Source organism: Arthrobacter sp. NPDC080031 (genome assembly GCF_040702485.1).
In the GTDB taxonomy this organism is placed as follows: domain Bacteria; phylum Actinomycetota; class Actinomycetes; order Actinomycetales; family Micrococcaceae; genus Arthrobacter.
Map to the genome: position 1 here is coordinate 241,949 of NZ_JBFBLA010000003.1, position 16,884 is coordinate 258,832.

General features: G+C 60.5%; 17 protein-coding genes and 1 pseudogene. 10 read left to right on the top strand and 8 right to left on the bottom strand.

Annotated elements, in window-relative coordinates:
• Nucleotides 1-964 precede the first annotated feature (964 nt).
• Nucleotides 965-1,177 carry a hypothetical protein gene (locus AB0323_RS04160; protein WP_366176231.1) on the top strand — a complete coding sequence of 71 codons (213 nt, stop codon included), beginning with the start codon at nucleotides 965-967 and terminating at the stop codon, nucleotides 1,175-1,177.
• Between the two features lie 367 nt (nucleotides 1,178-1,544).
• Here the strand turns inward: AB0323_RS04160 and AB0323_RS04165 are convergent, their stop codons facing one another.
• Nucleotides 1,545-1,748 carry a cold-shock protein gene (locus tag AB0323_RS04165; protein ID WP_028266315.1) on the bottom strand — a complete coding sequence of 68 codons (204 nt, stop codon included), beginning with the start codon at nucleotides 1,746-1,748 and terminating at the stop codon, nucleotides 1,545-1,547.
• Nucleotides 1,749-2,037: 289 nt separating this feature from the next.
• Here AB0323_RS04165 and AB0323_RS04170 point away from each other — a divergent pair, with 289 nt between their 5' ends.
• From AB0323_RS04170 to AB0323_RS04180, 3 genes are read left to right on the top strand one after another with little or no spacing between them, the layout of a single operon-like run.
• Nucleotides 2,038-2,307, top strand: a complete 270-nt coding sequence (locus tag AB0323_RS04170) for a type II toxin-antitoxin system prevent-host-death family antitoxin (RefSeq protein WP_366176232.1) — start codon at nucleotides 2,038-2,040, stop codon at nucleotides 2,305-2,307.
• A complete protein-coding gene (locus AB0323_RS04175; protein WP_366176233.1) occupies nucleotides 2,304-2,696 on the top strand; it encodes a type II toxin-antitoxin system VapC family toxin in 393 nt (130 codons plus the stop codon). Before AB0323_RS04170 ends, AB0323_RS04175 begins: the two co-directional genes overlap by 4 nt.
• Before the next feature lie 37 nt (nucleotides 2,697-2,733).
• Complete coding sequence (locus AB0323_RS04180) at nucleotides 2,734-3,498, top strand: alpha/beta hydrolase (protein WP_366176234.1); 765 nt, start codon at nucleotides 2,734-2,736, stop codon at nucleotides 3,496-3,498.
• A 227-nt stretch (nucleotides 3,499-3,725) separates the two neighbouring features.
• Here AB0323_RS04180 and AB0323_RS04185 read toward each other — a convergent pair whose 3' ends face one another.
• From AB0323_RS04185 to AB0323_RS04195, 3 genes are all read right to left on the bottom strand, one after another.
• Nucleotides 3,726-4,337, bottom strand: a complete 612-nt coding sequence (locus tag AB0323_RS04185) for a glyoxalase (protein ID WP_366176235.1) — start codon at nucleotides 4,335-4,337, stop codon at nucleotides 3,726-3,728.
• A 92-nt stretch (nucleotides 4,338-4,429) separates the two neighbouring features.
• Complete coding sequence (locus tag AB0323_RS04190) at nucleotides 4,430-4,789, bottom strand: VOC family protein (protein ID WP_366176236.1); 360 nt, start codon at nucleotides 4,787-4,789, stop codon at nucleotides 4,430-4,432.
• A gap of 64 nt (nucleotides 4,790-4,853) precedes the next feature.
• Nucleotides 4,854-5,933, bottom strand: coding sequence for a hypothetical protein (locus AB0323_RS04195; RefSeq protein WP_366176237.1), 1,080 nt, complete (start codon nucleotides 5,931-5,933; stop codon nucleotides 4,854-4,856).
• 257 nt (nucleotides 5,934-6,190) lie between these two features.
• Here AB0323_RS04195 and AB0323_RS04200 point away from each other — a divergent pair.
• Together AB0323_RS04200 and AB0323_RS04205 are read left to right on the top strand one after the other, a co-directional pair.
• Nucleotides 6,191-6,553: pseudogene (locus tag AB0323_RS04200) on the top strand (NAD(P)-binding protein); the annotation flags it as partial.
• A 59-nt stretch (nucleotides 6,554-6,612) separates the two neighbouring features.
• On the top strand, nucleotides 6,613-7,485 hold the full coding sequence (locus AB0323_RS04205; protein WP_366176257.1) for a SidA/IucD/PvdA family monooxygenase: 873 nt from the start codon (nucleotides 6,613-6,615) through the stop codon (nucleotides 7,483-7,485).
• A 78-nt stretch (nucleotides 7,486-7,563) separates the two neighbouring features.
• On the opposite strand, the gene AB0323_RS04210 is transcribed toward AB0323_RS04205, so the two are convergent.
• On the bottom strand, nucleotides 7,564-7,782 hold the full coding sequence (locus AB0323_RS04210) for a hypothetical protein (protein WP_366176238.1): 219 nt from the start codon (nucleotides 7,780-7,782) through the stop codon (nucleotides 7,564-7,566).
• Nucleotides 7,783-8,807: 1,025 nt separating this feature from the next.
• On the opposite strand from AB0323_RS04210, the gene AB0323_RS04215 reads away from it, so the two are divergent.
• From AB0323_RS04215 to AB0323_RS04225, 3 genes are all read left to right on the top strand, one after another.
• A complete protein-coding gene (locus AB0323_RS04215; RefSeq protein ID WP_366176239.1) occupies nucleotides 8,808-9,761 on the top strand; it encodes a hypothetical protein in 954 nt (317 codons plus the stop codon).
• A gap of 20 nt (nucleotides 9,762-9,781) precedes the next feature.
• Nucleotides 9,782-10,417: a hypothetical protein gene (locus AB0323_RS04220; RefSeq protein ID WP_366176240.1), complete on the top strand. Its 636-nt coding sequence runs from the start codon at nucleotides 9,782-9,784 to the stop codon at nucleotides 10,415-10,417.
• Between the two features lie 412 nt (nucleotides 10,418-10,829).
• Nucleotides 10,830-11,336 carry a hypothetical protein gene (locus AB0323_RS04225; protein ID WP_366176241.1) on the top strand — a complete coding sequence of 169 codons (507 nt, stop codon included), beginning with the start codon at nucleotides 10,830-10,832 and terminating at the stop codon, nucleotides 11,334-11,336.
• A 268-nt stretch (nucleotides 11,337-11,604) separates the two neighbouring features.
• On the opposite strand, the gene AB0323_RS04230 is transcribed toward AB0323_RS04225, so the two are convergent.
• The 3 genes from AB0323_RS04230 to AB0323_RS04240 form a co-directional block, all read right to left on the bottom strand.
• Nucleotides 11,605-14,136 carry a DUF4268 domain-containing protein gene (locus AB0323_RS04230; protein ID WP_366176242.1) on the bottom strand — a complete coding sequence of 844 codons (2,532 nt, stop codon included), beginning with the start codon at nucleotides 14,134-14,136 and terminating at the stop codon, nucleotides 11,605-11,607.
• Nucleotides 14,137-14,318: 182 nt separating this feature from the next.
• Nucleotides 14,319-14,951, bottom strand: coding sequence for a hypothetical protein (locus AB0323_RS04235; protein ID WP_366176243.1), 633 nt, complete (start codon nucleotides 14,949-14,951; stop codon nucleotides 14,319-14,321).
• A gap of 141 nt (nucleotides 14,952-15,092) precedes the next feature.
• Nucleotides 15,093-15,662, bottom strand: coding sequence for a recombinase family protein (locus AB0323_RS04240; protein WP_366176244.1), 570 nt, complete (start codon nucleotides 15,660-15,662; stop codon nucleotides 15,093-15,095).
• A gap of 348 nt (nucleotides 15,663-16,010) precedes the next feature.
• On the opposite strand from AB0323_RS04240, the gene AB0323_RS04245 reads away from it, so the two are divergent.
• On the top strand, nucleotides 16,011-16,718 hold the full coding sequence (locus AB0323_RS04245; protein ID WP_366176245.1) for a PIN domain-containing protein: 708 nt from the start codon (nucleotides 16,011-16,013) through the stop codon (nucleotides 16,716-16,718).
• Nucleotides 16,719-16,884 lie beyond the last annotated feature (166 nt).

Here is a 16,884-nt window from a genome sequence, read left to right on the forward strand (position 1 = left end):
TTCTGCACAACACTCGTACGCCCGCTGCCAGGCGCGCCCACAATTCGAACCATCATTCCGCGAGCAACGTAGTCCAGCGTTCGCCGAACTTCCTGATCGAACACTCGCGATCCAACTTTCTCTGACGCGCTGATCCAGCACTATCCGGTCCCTAGGCGGTGCGAGGTCCAGACGATTCAACTGTTTCCTGCCCGAAGCCGGGCTTTGGCAGGCGGACATCCAGCCACTCCCACGGAATCCCCCGGGTGCGCTGACGAACCTCGTTCCAAGGGCAACCGTAAAGTCCGGTACTGCCATCTAAGTGGTGTTTTGGCGAAACTCAGTGTGCGCGGGGAGGCGTCTACGTGTGCCGACGTGGGGTTTTGTTTCGCATCTACGTGTGCGCCGATGAAAACTCAGTGTTCCCCTGGCGTCCAAAGAAGTGAGGTTTGGCGGTGGTTTCTCCATGGCTCTCCTGATGGTGGTCTCTTGCTTTCGACGCTACGGGGCTTTCGTGGCCGCCTCCAGATCGAACCTCTCGCATGTGGATATTTATTCGAATCTTCTTTTTCTTGTTCGAACATAGTTTCTAATAAAGATCCCGTGCCATGCTGTTGAGGGCTCCGCCAAGGGGTCCTCTCATCCATGTGGACAACTTCTTCTTTTCTTGCATTTCGGGTGCGAGGATCTTCAGACATTCGCGTCAAAAACTGAATCATGGGGGCAATAAATGAATACTCGCGCGCCTGAAAACAACGGGGAAATAAAGCACGCGTCGCACGACCTTTTGAAATCTCGCAAAGCTGCATTCAAGGTCTTCGCCATCGTCACATCAACAGCCGCGGCGCTCTCCCTTGCCGCGTGTGGCGGAGCCAGCCCAACAATTTCGCAGGCCAGCGCTTCGCAATCAGCATCAGCATCCGCCTCGGCAACGCCGACTCCTACGCCAACACCGACACCGACCGCGCCAAAGTCCGCGTCCTGCGTGACGGAAAACGCAAAGGAGAGCTATCCACCCAAGGAGTTCATTTGCACCAAGTCCGACGCGGGAGTCCTGCTCTGGATGGAACGCTCGGAGTCCAAGAAGGTAACGGATGCACGTGCGGCAGCAGCCGCAGCGGCGGCGAAGTCTGCGGCAGACAAAACGGCGGCTGACAAGGCGGCAGCGGACAAGGCTGCAGGGATAACAACGGCATAGCCTGCGAATAAGGGCTACACAGGACAACCTAGGGACACTGCCGGGTTCTGCTGGATCACTCTCTTCGCCGAAGTTGCCAGTCCCGTGATTTCGCGGGCCCGGCAATTTGTCCATTCGAGTGATTGAGCAGAATCCCACATCCGGGCGAAGACCGTCCACAGAGGGACACGACCAAACCCCGGGCCGAGCGCTCCAGGAAAGCTGGGCGACACGCCAAATCCCTGTCGACACTTGGATTCAGGTGTCGACAGGGATCTAGCGCATCCCCCGGTAATTTGCGCGTCGCGAAGTGGTCACACAACACGGAAAGCGGCGCAAAAAAAGCAGGGCCAGTCATTGACCGGCCCTGCTTTTTGAAATCCGAAGCTTAGAGAGCCTGGATGTTTACTGCCTGGGGACCCTTGGGGCCCTGCTCGACGTCGAAGGAAACCTTCTGGTTCTCTTCGAGGGAGCGGTAGCCGCCCGAGTTGATTGCAGAGTAGTGAGCGAAAACGTCCTGGCTGCCATCTTCCGGGGAGATGAAGCCGAAGCCCTTTTCAGAGTTGAACCACTTGACGATACCTGTAGCCATTTTTTCAGTTTCCTTACTGAAGGTGGAGGTTGTCCCGACTGTCGGGCCTCCGGTGTGGGGTGTTCTCCACCGTTACTTCAGAAGGTCGCGGTTGATGGACCGCGGGAACTGCCTGAACTACCAAATGCCAAACACAACAACAGCTACAAGCATACAGGGCTTTGGGCGGATGGCTACTATTTGTCAAAAACTTCATCGGCCGCGCGCCGCCAAGCGCGTCTCCTGCGGCCTGTGCAAACTACCCGCCGCACCGCAGTCTCGGGCAGTGCTACGATTGCTACGGAGGCACATGATGACCACAATCCCGCACCGCGAACTCCGCAACAACAGCAGCAGGATTCTGGAGCGCGTCAAAAACGGCGAAATCATCGACGTGACCAATAATGGGGAAATTGCGGCCACGCTCATCCCGCCTTCCTCGTCGCCGTTCGAACGGTTGCTGCAGTCAGGCGGCGTCCGCCCTGCCGCTGAGAGTCCTGTGGATTTCAGGCTTGTGCCGCGCATCCGGAGTGAGATGAGCACCTCGGACATGCTGGCCGATCTGCGTGGTGATCGGTGATCACGTATGTGGAAACCTCGGCGATCCTCAAGCTTCTGGTCGACGAACCGGAATCAGCTACTGCGGCTGAGTACCTTTCTACTGCTGCCCTGAACGGACACCGCCTTGTCGCGTCAATGCTGCTGTACACCGAGCTTCATTGCGCGGCGCGGCGGCGGGGACTGGGCGCAGAACCAGTCAATACCGTCCTGAGCGGCATCAATCTTGTGGACATCGCCCGTTCCGATCTGATGTACGCGGCCGCCCTTCCTGGCGGCCTGCGGATCGCGGATGCGATCCATCTGGCAACTGCGATCAGGCTCCAGGCTGATCTGATGATCGCTTACGACGGCGAGCTTCTCGCCGCTGCGGTTGACGCCGGGGTCACTGTCCTCTCGCCTGGAAAGTAGCCCTCCTTTCCCGCACCAACCGGCGTAGAGTTCCGCCATGAAGCCGATTCGGGTTGTCCTTCTTCCTGGGAGCGTCCTTCCCGCCGAACCCGCGTACGGGGCGCTGATCGAAGCGCTTGGGCCTGACGTGGACGCCGTCGCGAAGGACCTGGAACTGTACGATGGCGACGAGCCGCCGCCGGGCTGGAGCCTGGACACCGAAATCGACGGCGTGCTTCGCGAGGCCGATGCCCGCGGCTGGGAGACGTTCCACCTACTCGGCTATTCGGGAGGCGGAGCCGCCGCTTTGGCGTTCGCTTCCAAGCATCCACAGCGACTGCTCAGCCTCACGCTCCTGGAGCCTGCATGGGCCGGGAGTTGGGACTGGAGTCCGGCGCACGCCAAACTCTGGAAGGAATATGAAGCGCTGGAGACGCTTCCCCCTGCGCAGTTCATGGCCGCGTTCATGAGGCTGGGAGTGAAGCCCGACGTCGTCCTTCCGCCGCCGCCCGAGGGCGGACCGCCGCCGTGGATGGCCAAGCGGCCGGCGGGGATCAGGGCATTTCTGCGGGACTTCAAGGTTTACGATCTGGATAGGGCCCGACTCGCCGCGTTCGACCGGCCAGTGTTCTTCGTGCTCGGTGGCCTAAGCAACCCGGACGACTATGGCGAGGTTGCCGAGCGGCTGTCCACGGTGTTCCCGGACTTCCGCCTCGAAGTGTTCCCGGACCGCCACCACTTCGATCCCCCGCACCGGATCGAACCCGATCGCCTTGGCGCATTGCTGCGGGAGCATTGGGAACGCGCCGATCGAGTTGTTTAGGGCAAATTACTGACAGTCACTTGTACCTAACGGAATGATAGTTCTCCTGGGCGTTGCCTCACCGTTGCCCTGTATGTCCAAAGGAAAGCATCCCGATGAGCGGCCCGTGAGGACAAATTCTCGCACCTACCAGAGTGACCCCTTCTGACTGCCTCGGCAGCTTTCGTGAACCGGGTCGGAGAACCGATTGCCCCAAGGGCCTTGGACGAGCCGAGACATCGCCCGCCTCACGCTGACGCGGGCTCCCACGCGAATCCGTCCGGGTCGGTGAACGGGCCGGCGTCGCTGCCGATCGCGAGTCGATGCGATCCTGTTCCGTCGGGAGAGACACCGGCGTCCTTGGCGAGGGCTCGGCGCGCGTAGAGTCCGAGCTGGACGGGACTCGACGGCATCGCGAACTCGACGTACTTACCGAAGCTCTTCCCAACGGAGAGGCCCCGGTCGGCGTAGAACCGTTTGCTCGCGGAAACGTCCGCCACCGCCATCAGGAGCACGATCTTGTCGACCTCCCGAGTGGCCGGAGCGCTGTCCTTCTTCGCCGACGTCGCGACCTTCCAGATCGCGCCATCCGGAGCCTGCACGACGCCGCCGATGCCCCACAATGACTTCGCGACCGGCTTCAGCATCGTGGCGCCAGCCTCCACCGCGGAATCGATCAGGCTGCTGACAGTGGACGGCTGTGACACTACGAGCGACAGCGTGAACCCGCGGAAGCCGTCAGTGGGAGCGCCCGAGGCCCGCACGCGCACCCGCGGGCCCAATCCGAAGGCGGCGTCGTAGAAAGCGGTGGCGGCCGCGGGGTCAGGAACTTCGAGGGTGACTGATTCGATGGCGGTCATGGCAGATCCTTCAGTGAGGTGGGTTGCTTCGTGCTTTCGACGTTATGCCGAGGCCGCACTGACCGCTTCTTCAATCCTGACCGATGTTGTAATCAGTCCAAGCAGAGGCAAAAAGGATGACCGGCGGGGTCAAGGAACACCCGGAATGACGTTCCCGGCTGATGTTCGTGCTTGGTCGCGCCGAGCTCGAGCACGGCTGCCTCAGCGGTGTCGAGGTCATCGACTACGACGTCGAGGTGCATCTGCTGCGGGACGTCCTGGCCGGGCCACTGTGGCGCCCTGTAGGAGTCGACTTTCTGGAAGGCCAGCGAATCGCCGTACTCGGCGCGGACTGACCACCAGTCGTCGTCGTTCCGCTCGATTTTCCACTCGAGCAGGGCGCTGTAGAACTCGGCCAAGGTCTGGGGATCGGGACAGTCGAGTACGACGACCGGGAAGCGTGCGATAGCCATGGCCAACACTCTAGGACCGATTCAGGAGGATTGCATCGGCACTTCCGCCTGGGCAAGGCGCGTCTCAGCGCGTGGCCATCGGTGTGGGGGTCGATGCCGGAAGCGCGGCGAGGTTCCTGTAGAGATCCGAGTCGCGCGTCTCGAACGTGAAGGTGCTGTCATCGTGGTCGAGCGTGAACTGTATCGAGGGGTTCTTTACGGAAATTGTCCCTTGCGAGACGATTCGGCCGTATTTCTGCTCCGGAACGCTGAGGTCCGTGCCGTGCTGCGCAGGGTCACGAATGAAGTATCGGACCGTGTAAGGCGCCGACGGCAGGGACCGTATGGTCGGGAAGAAGGTGAAATCCCTCGTGCCGGTCGCCGGATACACCATCGCACGCCATTGGAAGGAGGTCACGGCGGGGGTGAGCGCGTCGTCGAGATCGCGGATGCCGGTGCGGTTCGTTTGGGCGTCGAAGCTGCGGTTGTCGAAGCTGGTGCGGCTATGGCCCGAGGCCTTGGCGACAGGTCCGAGACCGAAGCCGAGGCTTAGACCGAGCCCGATCGAAACGACCGGGAGGAGGATCGCCCACATGCGAGCGCGGCGCTGCAGACCTGTCCGCACGGCCTGCCGGTGCATCGAGAGCGTGTAGGGTACGGCGCCGGCGGGAATGACTCTCGAGTACGGGCCGCTGCCCGCTCGGGTCCAGGCCTCAATGTACGCGGCACGCGGCGGCAGGGGAGCTTCCGTGCCGCCGACCGGATTCCAGTAAAACAGGAATGGCAGCGGCAGATCCCGGAGCCGGTCGTACCCGTCCTTGGTCGTGAAGGTCGGCACCATGCGGTACTGGACTCCCCCGCGAGCGGGGTACTGGTGGAGGTAGGCATGGAAGTCTTCAATCTGCATGCGTCCGACCCGGACCTGGACAACGAATGCCCTCGTCACGATCGCCTCGTCCCGCGTGAGCGTGACCCACTCCCCCGCATGCCAGAGCAGGACGGCGCCCGAGATCGCCGAAATTACTGCTCCCGCTAGGATGAGCGCCTCGACCCAAAACGGGATGATCGTCCCGTCGCTCTCGTTGACGAGAATCGAGCCGGCGACCGCTGCCACTGCGATCACCACGAGGCCCGCGCCGAGGACCGCACCAGCCCAACGCGGCATCCGCAGTGCACGAATCTGGGCTGGAAGATCATCTTCTCGGAACTGATCACCGGAATTCGGAACGAACATCGCTACCCCCAACCTCCAACGGGAAAGGCCCCGAGGTCGATGCTCCCATAAGCCGCCCCAGCTGGATGGTCGAATGAAGAATCTTGGGCAATTCTTCGACAAAACCTTGCACTTCCGGCTGAGGCCCGCACCTCCCGCACCCGGACCACTGAGCGTAAAGTTCTGCCAAGGGACCGGAAGGATCGCTCATGGAGACTGACCCGCCCAGAGCCGTACAACAGAACAGAGCCGTACAACAGAACCGCCCCCTCGAAATCGACACGCTTGTAGTCGGTGGAGGCCAAGCGGGACTTGCCACGAGCTACTTCCTTAGCCGGGCCGGCGTCGAGCACGTGGTCCTTGAACGGCGAGCCGCGCTGGGTGGCGCGTGGCAGGATCGCTGGGATGCGTTCGTGCTGAACACCCCGAACTTCTCGCTGGACTTGCCGGGCATGCCGTATACGGGGTCGGAGCCGGAGGCGTTCATGGCGCGTGACGACGCCGTGGACTACTTCCGCGACTATGCGCGGAGGATCGGCGCCCCGGTCCGGACCGGCACCGACGTCACGCGGATCTCGACGTCGGATGGCGGCTTCAGCGTCGAAACGTCCGACGGCGGCTGGCGGGCACGCTGGCGACCGGCGCCTACCAGATACCGAAGATCCCACCCCTGGCCTCCGGACTTCCCGGGAATGTCCTGCAGCTTCACACGCACGACTATCGCAATCCGGAGCAATTGCCCGACGGCGCCGTGCTGATTGTCGGGACCGGGCAGTCAGGCGGGCAGATCGCGGAAGACCTGCTCGCGGCCGGGCGTGAGGTTCATCTGGCGGTGTCGATGTGTCCGGAGGCGCCGCGCCGGTATCGCGGGCACGACATCATCTATTGGATCCTGCAAGCCGGAATCCACGGACCCGAGTACGGGGTCAACGCCCTGACGGTCGGGCAACTGCCCTCCCCCGCCGCACGGTTCGCCTGCAACCCCCTGCTCTCCGGCACCGACGGCGGCCACGACATCCACCTCCGCGAGCTCGGCCGTAACGGCGTACGGCTGCACGGGCACCTGGAAGCAGCCGACGACGGCGAACTCACCTTCACGGACGACCTCCCCGAACGCTTGGCAACAGTCGAGGCCGGGTTCGGCCAGCGCATGGGGCGGGCGCTCGACGCCTACATCGCCGCCGCGGGAATCGACGCGCCCGAACACCCGCCGGCGCCCGCGGACGACTGGCTACCGGTTTCCTCGCCTGCTCTGCTGAACCTGGCCGGCGAGAACATCACCACGGTCCTGTGGGCCACCGGCTACAAGCTCGACCTTGGTTTTGTGGACATTCCTGTTCTGGATGCATGGAGCTACCCGCGACAAGTCCGCGGCGTCACCGAATGTGTGGGCCTTTACGTGGTCGGGCTGCCGTGGCTGACGGGGCACTACTCATCGATTGTCGGCGGAGTGGGCGTGGATGCGGAGTATGTTGCGGGGTGCGTGGCTGGGAACCTCCGATGAAGACCGAGCGAACATAGATGTCATTAACGAGGCACCACGTGTGCGGCTCACTACGACAGGGATGAGCGGAGCGCCATCCTAGTCAGGCAATGAACCGAATTTCCAAACCGCGATGACGGTACCTCCGACCAGTGCAACCGAGACGAAGTAGCAGCCCAGCAGCATGGAGGCGGCCGGCCCACCAACAAGGAAGCGCTCCACTACCCCGGAGACGAAAGCCAAAGCGAAAGTGACTCCGCCCACGCACAAAGGCACCGTGACGTTCGGCAGCCGCGACTGCCTGAGTAGGTGAACCATCGGGCCCCATACGACCTGGGTCAGCAGCAAAACGGTACACCCTGCCGTGACATACGTCGATACGATACTTTCAAGTTCGACAGGCTGGATCATTATTCCGAAGAGATATATCGAACTGAACAGCAATGACGAGAATAGGAAGATCAAATAAACATGTGCGGGATGCGCGCGTAAAACAAATCTCATCCGGCTTGCGAAACGTTGATTGTGTCGACAGGACATGCAGGCGTGAAGAGACAATGGAACCCGAGATTCGGGCGCTGGACTAATGTCTTCCAAGCGTCGGAACCGGCCGAGTTGAAGCGGGCGTAGGCTTCGTGAGCAGGCGCCTGGAAACGCCAACCAACCATTTCGATAAGGCCGGAGCGGTAAAATCGGTTCATAACGTTATATTGTATCGAACCAATTTGGCAATACGGATTTCCGAGCGAGTGCTTGAATCTGACTTGAGCGTATCAAGACAAACGCGCCTACGTGCGCGCCACGAAGGACGGGTGGAGCCCCGAAGAACTAAAGAAGCTCGGCCTCGAATCGGGCGCCGCTGGGCGCCGGCGGAAGTCGACGAACCGTGCCTCGCGTGAGAGCGCAGCGACCGAGCAGACTGGAAGCAGCAGCGAACAGTAAGCGTCTCCCCGCGCCCACCTGGGCACAGCAAAAGGTCAACCTTTACGGGCGCTGGTCTTCGATCGCGCCAACGAAATTGTCGCGACGAACAACAACGAATCCCAGATCCACTCCGGGTGAAAGTCCACGCTCCGCCACAGTTGAGGGCTGAGTCCCGCTTGGCACCTCCATACTCGACACCGCCGTGGCACTCTTGTCGAGTGCCGCGCCAACCCGGTGCTCCGGATTCCAGCTGGGGGTCCGAGCCGAACGACGAATTTCTCTACCTCATGACCAACGGAGCCGCGCCCCGCGCATAGCCTCGATATTTATCCATGCAACGTGCGCCCGGCGGTAAGTACTCAAGGACGATGCAAAGATTAGGCTAGCGAATGTTGATTTCTGAATGATTGGGGAAGTATTTGAGCGCCTACGGGTACCGCATATCTCTGTTCCAGTTGGCCCGGAAGGGAAGGCCGAAGGAGATCCTGAACTTCGACGACCAGAGCGTCAATGGGTCCCTTCTGACGGTCATAGGTGACGTACTTAAGGGGATGGTGGATCAGGGCGAGGCGGATGATCGCAAGTCGACGTTCTTCACCGTTGACTCTCAGCGGGCGAGTAACTGGGGAATCGTAGCCGAGGCCTCGGGCGGGGACTACGGCTCGGCCGCCCGAGCCGTAGATGTGAATACCGGCAAGAAGACGAAGGACATCCTCCCAGAGGAGGCCATCCTTCGAGGGTCCCGGTTGGTTCTCATTGTTCCGCCAGCAGAGCAGTGGGGGCTTATCATCTCAGAAGTGCAGAGTAACGCCAGCCTCCTCGCCCCGTTCGTAAATCAGCTCAATCTCGGACTTGGGCGGCAAAACCTCAAGATCCATCTTGAGAAAGAGATCGCTGACGGAGTCGCTTGGAGTGACTACTTGGGCCGCACAGATGTCGGAATCAACGGCGTCGAATTGGTCACCAAGGGGTCGGTGGACCGTACTAACTTCGACTTTGACGACTCGGCAGGCGTTTCCGGCATCCGGATGTTCGTGGGGGTCGAACCGGGCAGCAAGCTTGCCGGACGCGTCGTGTCGGCGCTAAAGACGGTCGTGGGGCGGGGCAAGCAGCCTCTGAAGCTGGTCGGACTGGTAGGGCTCAAAGCCTACAACGACAACGATTTCGACGAAGAGAAAATCGTTACCGTACAAGATGGCCAAAAGAGGATACTGGATGTAAGCCACGGCTGGCCACGGTTTGTCTACCGCCTTAGCGATACTGTCAGACCCCAAGAGGAGGATTTTCTTGACGGGATAGCTTCGACGGCGTTTTCAGTTTTGAACGAAGTCGGTGTTCAACCATATGGAGCTTGGTTCCCCAAAGCTATTTAGCTACAACCTGGAGGTGTGCAATGCCGGACCTATCGAGATTCAGCCTCAAGCCAATCCTGGTCAAGCATTTTGAAGCTCTCCGGCCGTCTGGCAGCGCCAAGATCACTCTGTCATCAAAGTTCGTTCTTTTCGTAGTACCCCTGGTCTTCTCAGGCCTCGGCGTCGCGCTGGGATACAAACTTGATAGGGGCGGAGCGACAGCGCTTCTTACTGCCACCGGGCTGTTAGCGGGCGCGATGGTCACTGGGTTCATCTTCCTGGCAAATCTCCGGATCAAGATCAGTGAGTCTGAACAACTCAAGCTGAAACGCAAAATGAGCCTGCTAACCAGCGAGACGGCAGTTGCTTGCTTGTACTGCGCCGGGCTGGCCCTAGGCATAGCAGTGACCTTAGCCGCAAGCTTGGCGGCCCCTCGAGCGCTTCGCCCGGACTGGGCTCACTTGGTCGTAACCGCACTGCTAGTTTTCGCGCTCGTTCACCTGTCCGTGAACTTCCTTACGGTCCTCCGCAGGCTCTTCGGCGTATACTACGACGTCTTCAAATCGGATTTCGTTAAGCTGGCTGATGTAAATGGCACTATCGGTGAAGCCGAAGGTGTGCTTTCCACCACAAAGACCACCCGAACGGTTCCTATGCAGCGTCAAGGCGAAGGCTAAGCGCCGCCAAGCCCGAGACAAAACGAGGCGCCGGCAAACACCGACCGCCCGAGGGCGAGTTCGGGGAATAGGGCCAAAAGGCCGCCCATTTCCGAATCCCAACCCAATAATGGCCCAGCTCTCATATAGCAGTCCCATGTTCGAACTTCGCAGAGTTAGAGACCGAGGACTGCCACGCTGTGTTCGACCTGGCCTCCCTGGCTATAACGAGCATTAGCCCGGCGGCAGCTTGAAGCAACGCGTCTCGTATCCCAAGGGTTGCGAGACGGCGAGGTGTTGAAGTTGGGGCACATCCCGGTCATCTGATCGGGCGGGATGCGCAAGCAGGGTTACAACCCCTCTTGACTTTGGAGTTTTCGGAAGTCAAACTCAGAACGTCAACCCCGGTTACAACCTCCCTTGGAGAGTTCTTATGATTATTCCGATTACGGTCCACGTCCCCGACCACCGCGTCGAGGACTTTTACATCCGCTTCGGAGAATTCATCGCCGACGTCCCTAACCCCGATGCGCCCACACAGCTGCCGTCAGGGATCGTCCCCTCCTGGGTTGTGACCGACGAAGCTCCAGCAATCGCCGCGACTCTTTGGGATGAGATCTCGGGGCCGGGACAGTCAGTTCTCCGTTACATGGCACGAGCGACCGGTGACGAGACCGCGCACTTCCTTCCAGAAGTAATCGCCAACGGAATCAACCACCCGAAAGGCAAGGCGGGGGTGGCTGGCCTTCTCGGTGGCGTGGGGAAGGCGATCCGTCGCGCGGGCCTTCCCGTGTACACCACCCCTAAGGGTGGTTCTTGGCACTACATCTGGGATTGGGACGGTGAGCGCTACTCCATGACCCCGGAGGTCGCTCGGCTGTTGCGTAAGCTCGCACAACCCGGAGGTCGCTCGGCACTTGCGAATGCCGCACCCAACTGACAGCAACGAACGTGTCACATAACCCGATTGTCTCGAAAGCCTTGGGATACGAGGCGTCTCATCGACACGGTAATCGCTGCGGCGGCCAGCTCCAATTTTCGCTGAACGGTGTGGGTTCGTCGGCGGCGGGCGATTCCTGTAACTATGTCTCGGAACCTTCTGATCAAATCGGCGAATTCACTGTTAGTTAGTAGACACATCGGAGCAGCCCATGAGGAAAATGATCAACTCCGCACGCTCTTCTACTTTCAAGGGTGGGTAAAAGCCGTCACAGGTACTTCGACAAGACCCCCGCGAACGTATCTCCCATAGTCACGAGCCACTCGACAAGTTCTGGCGACTGCGCCTCGTCTAAGAAGTCGCCAGAACGGCTGATGACGAGCTTGGATGCCTTGCGTTCGGGCTTGTCGTCCCACTCGAGTCCGAAACCGAGATCGGCCTCGATGGCGTCGCGCTGGGCCAACAACTTCGCGTAGAGGTCCTTGTCGTAGTTGATCCAGAAGATCGTTGTGACTAGCTTCTTCTGCGAGTTGGCTTGGAGGGAGATCACAGCACGGGAGTCTCCAATGCTGACGTCGTACCAGTTCTGTGGGGCGGGCTTGCGCCAGGTACTGATGTTGGTCGCGTTCGCTAGGCCGTGGTTTCGTACACGCTCGAAGAATGCCAGCTGGGCGTCCTTCACGGACACCCTGTTTCCTGTTCTGGAAGGTGGCTCGATCTTCTTGCGGCGTGCGGCGATCACGTCCTCGTCAACGTCGAGGCCTGCGGCTCCCGCAAGCTCCTCTGCACCGATAAACTGCCCGGGATCCGCGCGGCCTTCTTCGTTGAACCGGAGCCCCTCTTCCTCAAGTACTGCACGCGGGTCGTCGTTGCGGTCAGCCTCGGTCCATCGGAACCCAGGCGAGATGGTCCCGCCGCTCTGCAGGACCCGCCAAGCGTTAGCCATCGGGAAGTTCGCGATGATCGCAGCCAGGGGCTGGGCCCAGGTTCCGGCCACGATTGCAACGTCGCCGTACGAAGTCCAGCGCCCTGCGGGGATTTCGGCGACGATAGCAGCGATTTGGCTGCGCAGCGCTGACGGTTCGTCGCCGATTGCGATGACGCTCTCGTCCGGGCCTGGCCACAACTCGATGATCTTTTCTGCTAATTCAGCGCTCCGGGCGTCGATTTCTTCGATACCCCACTTAGCGTGCGCAGCGATCGCCCCGTTCATCGATACGCCGCTTTTGGCCAGCATCTCGCGCTTCTCTTCGAAGGGCTTGTTGCTGAGTTCACTGTTGTACCCGCTCAGGGTGAGGTTTCCGAGCGTATGAACGACGCGCTCATGTTCGTAGTCGATGTCCGAGTCGGCGCTGAAACCCGCTGCGAACGTCTCGCGCACGGACTCAGTCATGGTCTGTGGCAACACATGCTCGATTGTCAGATGCCGCGGGTCGAGGGCGACGATCTCCTTCGGGCGGTAGGCCTCTTCGAGCCACTGCAGGATGAGCTTTTTTTGCGGCCCGCGGCCCTGCCAGTAGAACGCGATCGTCTTGGCAGCCTCACGAACCTGGAGGTCGGTTGCGAAGTGTTTGCGGCCGCGGGACAAGTATTCGCGCAGCCCGACGTCGATGTGGTCCGCATCGCTGACTGCACCGACCGCCTGAAGCAGCGTCCGGTTCAGGTTTGCTGTGGCTCGCCCGATTACGATGCGGCGCACGAAGTACGACTCCAGGTATGTCAGCGCGCGCACAACTTCATCATCAGCGGCGGTGCCGGCGGCGCGTCGGGCGAGGATTTGCATCACCACCGGATATGCGGTCGTCGATCCCCAGGCTCTGATCCTGATGAGGCGACGGCGGATCTCTGCCTGCTTCTCCCCCGCAGGCTCAAGGATCGTCGCCAGCACGTCACCCAGCTTGGCGATACGAATCACCTCAGCCTCGACCTCGTCGGTGGTCTTTAGACCCTCGAGTCGGCGTTGCTGTCCGACGTAGGTGTCCGACTGCTTGGCCCGTTCGTCGCGCTGGGCGAGGTCGAGCCAAAACAACAGCTCGAGGTTCTCAGAATCGAGTTTCCTCTCCAGTGGAAGCCAGATGTTCTCGTAGACCATATCTGCACGATCACCGAGCCGCATGAACAGATAGTTCTTGAGCAGGTCACTTTGCGTCAGCCGGAGGCCAGTGTTGTTCAGCGACTCGAAGATGCGGTGTGCGTTGTCGGACGGCTCCGCCGTGACAACCACGAGCGCGAGACCGCGTACGACGGCGGCTTCGAGGAGTTCCAAGTCATGAGGATCATCCGGGTCATCGGCCGCTGCGATCTTGGAGCGGAAGAACCGGTACGCGTCGCCAACAGCATCCTCCCCGCCAGCCTGCGGGGCACGATTGAGCACCGCCATGTATGCGGGCCGATCTGTCTGGGTCGGCATAACCTTAAGCGGCCTGCCGCGGTCAAAGACGTTAATCAGGTACTGCGCGTCAATGCCGTCCGCCCGCTCGGTCTCCCCAACCTCGATCAAATGGTCGCGGAGGGCAGCCAACAGGAGAGTCAGCGTTGTCAGGCGCTGCTGGCCGTCCACGACAAGGAACTTGTTGACGCCGATGGCGCCAAAGTCAGGACTGCTCGCCAGTACGAGGGAGCCGATGAAGTGCGAGGCCTTCGGGTCGTCACTACGAATGCGCTCCAACTCGACCACGTCCCCCCACAGTTGCTCGAGCTGCTTCTTTCCCCACGAGTACACGCGTTGGTAGAGCGGGACCTGGTACTGCTTCTTGCCCTCCAGAACACCCGCGAGCGTCCCGTTCTCCGCTCGAACCACACATGCCTCCTAGGGTCTCAGTAACGGAACGAGACTACATGGACAGGTCTTCGTGCGCGCCGACGTCGGCCACGACCCGCGGGCCCCACGGTCGTCCTGCGCACACCGGCTATTGAACCCCGCAGCTGCTGACCTCGGCTTCCACTATCAGTTCTTCGCTGGCCAGTCGGGCAGCGGCGGATCTATTGAGTCCACCACGGTGAGTCATCATCCCGTCGTTGGTCCGCGGCAGCCGCGGAGACCCGAGACGCAAGGTCGGCCCAAGGGGTCGGACCACCGGAGAGTTCGCGAACTTTGGCGATTCCCAGGCTCTTCAGCCCAGTTGCAGCTAAAACGCTGCGGGGTACAACGTGGAACTCCCACTGGCCAACGTTCAGCTGGTCATACTTGGCGTGCTCGGTCTCGGTGTGTGCGCAAAAGACATAGACCATCGCGTTAAAGCGTCTTCCTGACGGATCCAAGCCGTTTCCCGGTGCGCGCGGGTGATAGCGGGTCCCCTGTAAGCCAGAGAACGACAGGACGCTGGGTCTCTTCTGCTCCCAGGACTGCAGATAGGCCGATGATTTGATCTCAATGCTGATGTCACCGAAGAGTAAATCGTAGGAGTCCCATTCGATGCGCTTCAGGTTTTCGATACCGAGTGCTTTGCCAACGAGGAACTCGGCAAGATATCCGCGTGCGTTGTTCATCCGCAAGTCCCCGAGGGCGAACTGCCAAAAATCTCGGACAGTCGTTCCTTCCATTCCAGTAAATTTCTCGTCCCCGGAAAGACCTACGGATGGGGGCGGAACCAGCCAATGAATCTTGTCTGTCATGCACGGAGCCTACAGTTTGAACTGTATCGGCGGGAGAGGATCCTTGCGCAGCGGATATCGCCGGTACGGTAAAGGACCCGCAGGTACCCAAATCACGGCAGGTTCCTGTCCCGGCCGTTCCAAGCATCGCCTCGGCCCTCGTCAGGGCAGCTCATTGCTTTCCATGCTCAAATACCGATACACGGTGGCACGGCTGGTCCCGATGATCTTCCCGATGTCGGCCGGCGTGAGCCCCTGCGCTTTCAGATCACGGGCTCGCTTGACCTTCGAATGAGCGGCAGTGACTTCCCGCCGTCCGGCCTTGCGGCCATGTTCGGCAGCCGCGGCCATACCAGCCCTGGTCCGCTCGGCCAGCTGATCGCGCTCGAGCTGGGCGAACGCGGACATGACGGTGAGCATTGCCCTACCCATCGTCCCAGTGCTGATGCCTTCGGTGACACTGCGGAAGTGCACCCCCCGGTGTTCCAGATCATCGATGAGAGCCAGCAGATTGCGGGTGTTACGTCCCAGCCGGTCCAACTTCCAGACCACGACCTCGTCACCGTCCCGCAGATGATCCAACATCTTGTCCAGCTCGGGTCGGTTGGCTCTCGTTCCGCTCACACCGTGGTCGGTAAAGATCCGCTTGCAGCCCGCGGCCTTCAATGCAGCATGCTGCAGATCCGCATTCTGGTCCACCGTGCTGACCCTGGCATATCCGATACTTCCCACGCCGACTCCTCAATGATCATCAAAGGTCAAATTCCCTTTTGTTGAGAATAGTCCATGTGAGACACATTGCTGAGACAAGGCACATGGTTCCTGAGCTACCGGAAATCCGGGAGCTTGGACACACCTCCGAATGTCACCCGACCCGTCCTGACAAAGGATCCTTTCCTGAGACGGCTCTCATTGGCCCGGAATTGCAGTTATGGGGCCTTCAGCGGGCATTTAGTCGGGCAGGGTATACGGGAATCCGGCGGGGGCGGAATCACGCGGATCTGAACAGGGGCTCAAGACTGCAGGGAGACATCCGGTGGACGACCGGCTAACGGGCACCATCCGGGAGTGGGAAGCGCCATGCTGGACCGTGTGCAAATAATCCTCGACGCAAATGTGCTGATGGCGGATCCAGAGCGTAAAGACCTGGTGTGGGAAGACCTGCGCTCAGCAATAAAGGCGGGACACGTCACAGTAGCTGTGCCAAAGATCGTCGTAATCGAGATTGCTCAGCGGATCAAAGCTGTTGCCGATGCGGACGTTGAGAAGATTCGCGCACTGGCGAAACGCGGTCCGGACTCGATCGCCACGACACTTGAGCACGCCGCGGCAATGCGGGCTTCCATGGCTGAGGACATTTTGGATTCGAAGTTCGCCGAGCTTCAAGACGATGGCATCGTGATCCTCGAAACCCCAAACCCGACGCATGATGACATCGCCTCGAGAGCGGCCATGCGGGTTCGGCCGTTCAATAATGCCGGTAACGGGTACCGGGACACCGTTCATTGGTTCTCGGTGCTAGAGGCGGCCCGAGTCTCAATGCACGGGGAAACTGTTTGGGTGTCCAACGACAATTGTTTTGGAACGAAAGAATCAAAAGGCCTGCATCCTGACCTACTTGAAGACCTGCGTAAAGGGGTTGGAGGGCCGCGTCACTTGGGTAAGGTCCTTGCGCGAGATCAAATTACCTGCGGCTCCCGAGTCCCCGCCGGTTTCCCGGACAGTGCAGCTGATGCGGAATTTAGACGATTGGCTACCAGGGGATTTAGCGACTTGGCACGATGCTGATGCGGCTTCCCTGGGGTTCCCACCTACCTGGCCGATCAGGGTAAGGCCCGACAGCGTTCTGTCTCTCATCAGGGACTGCCCCGGCTTTTGTTGACTCGGGGTCTTAGGCCGCTGTGAGCGCGGTCCGGTTGATTGTTTCATATTCGATGGGCGTGAGTTTTCCCAG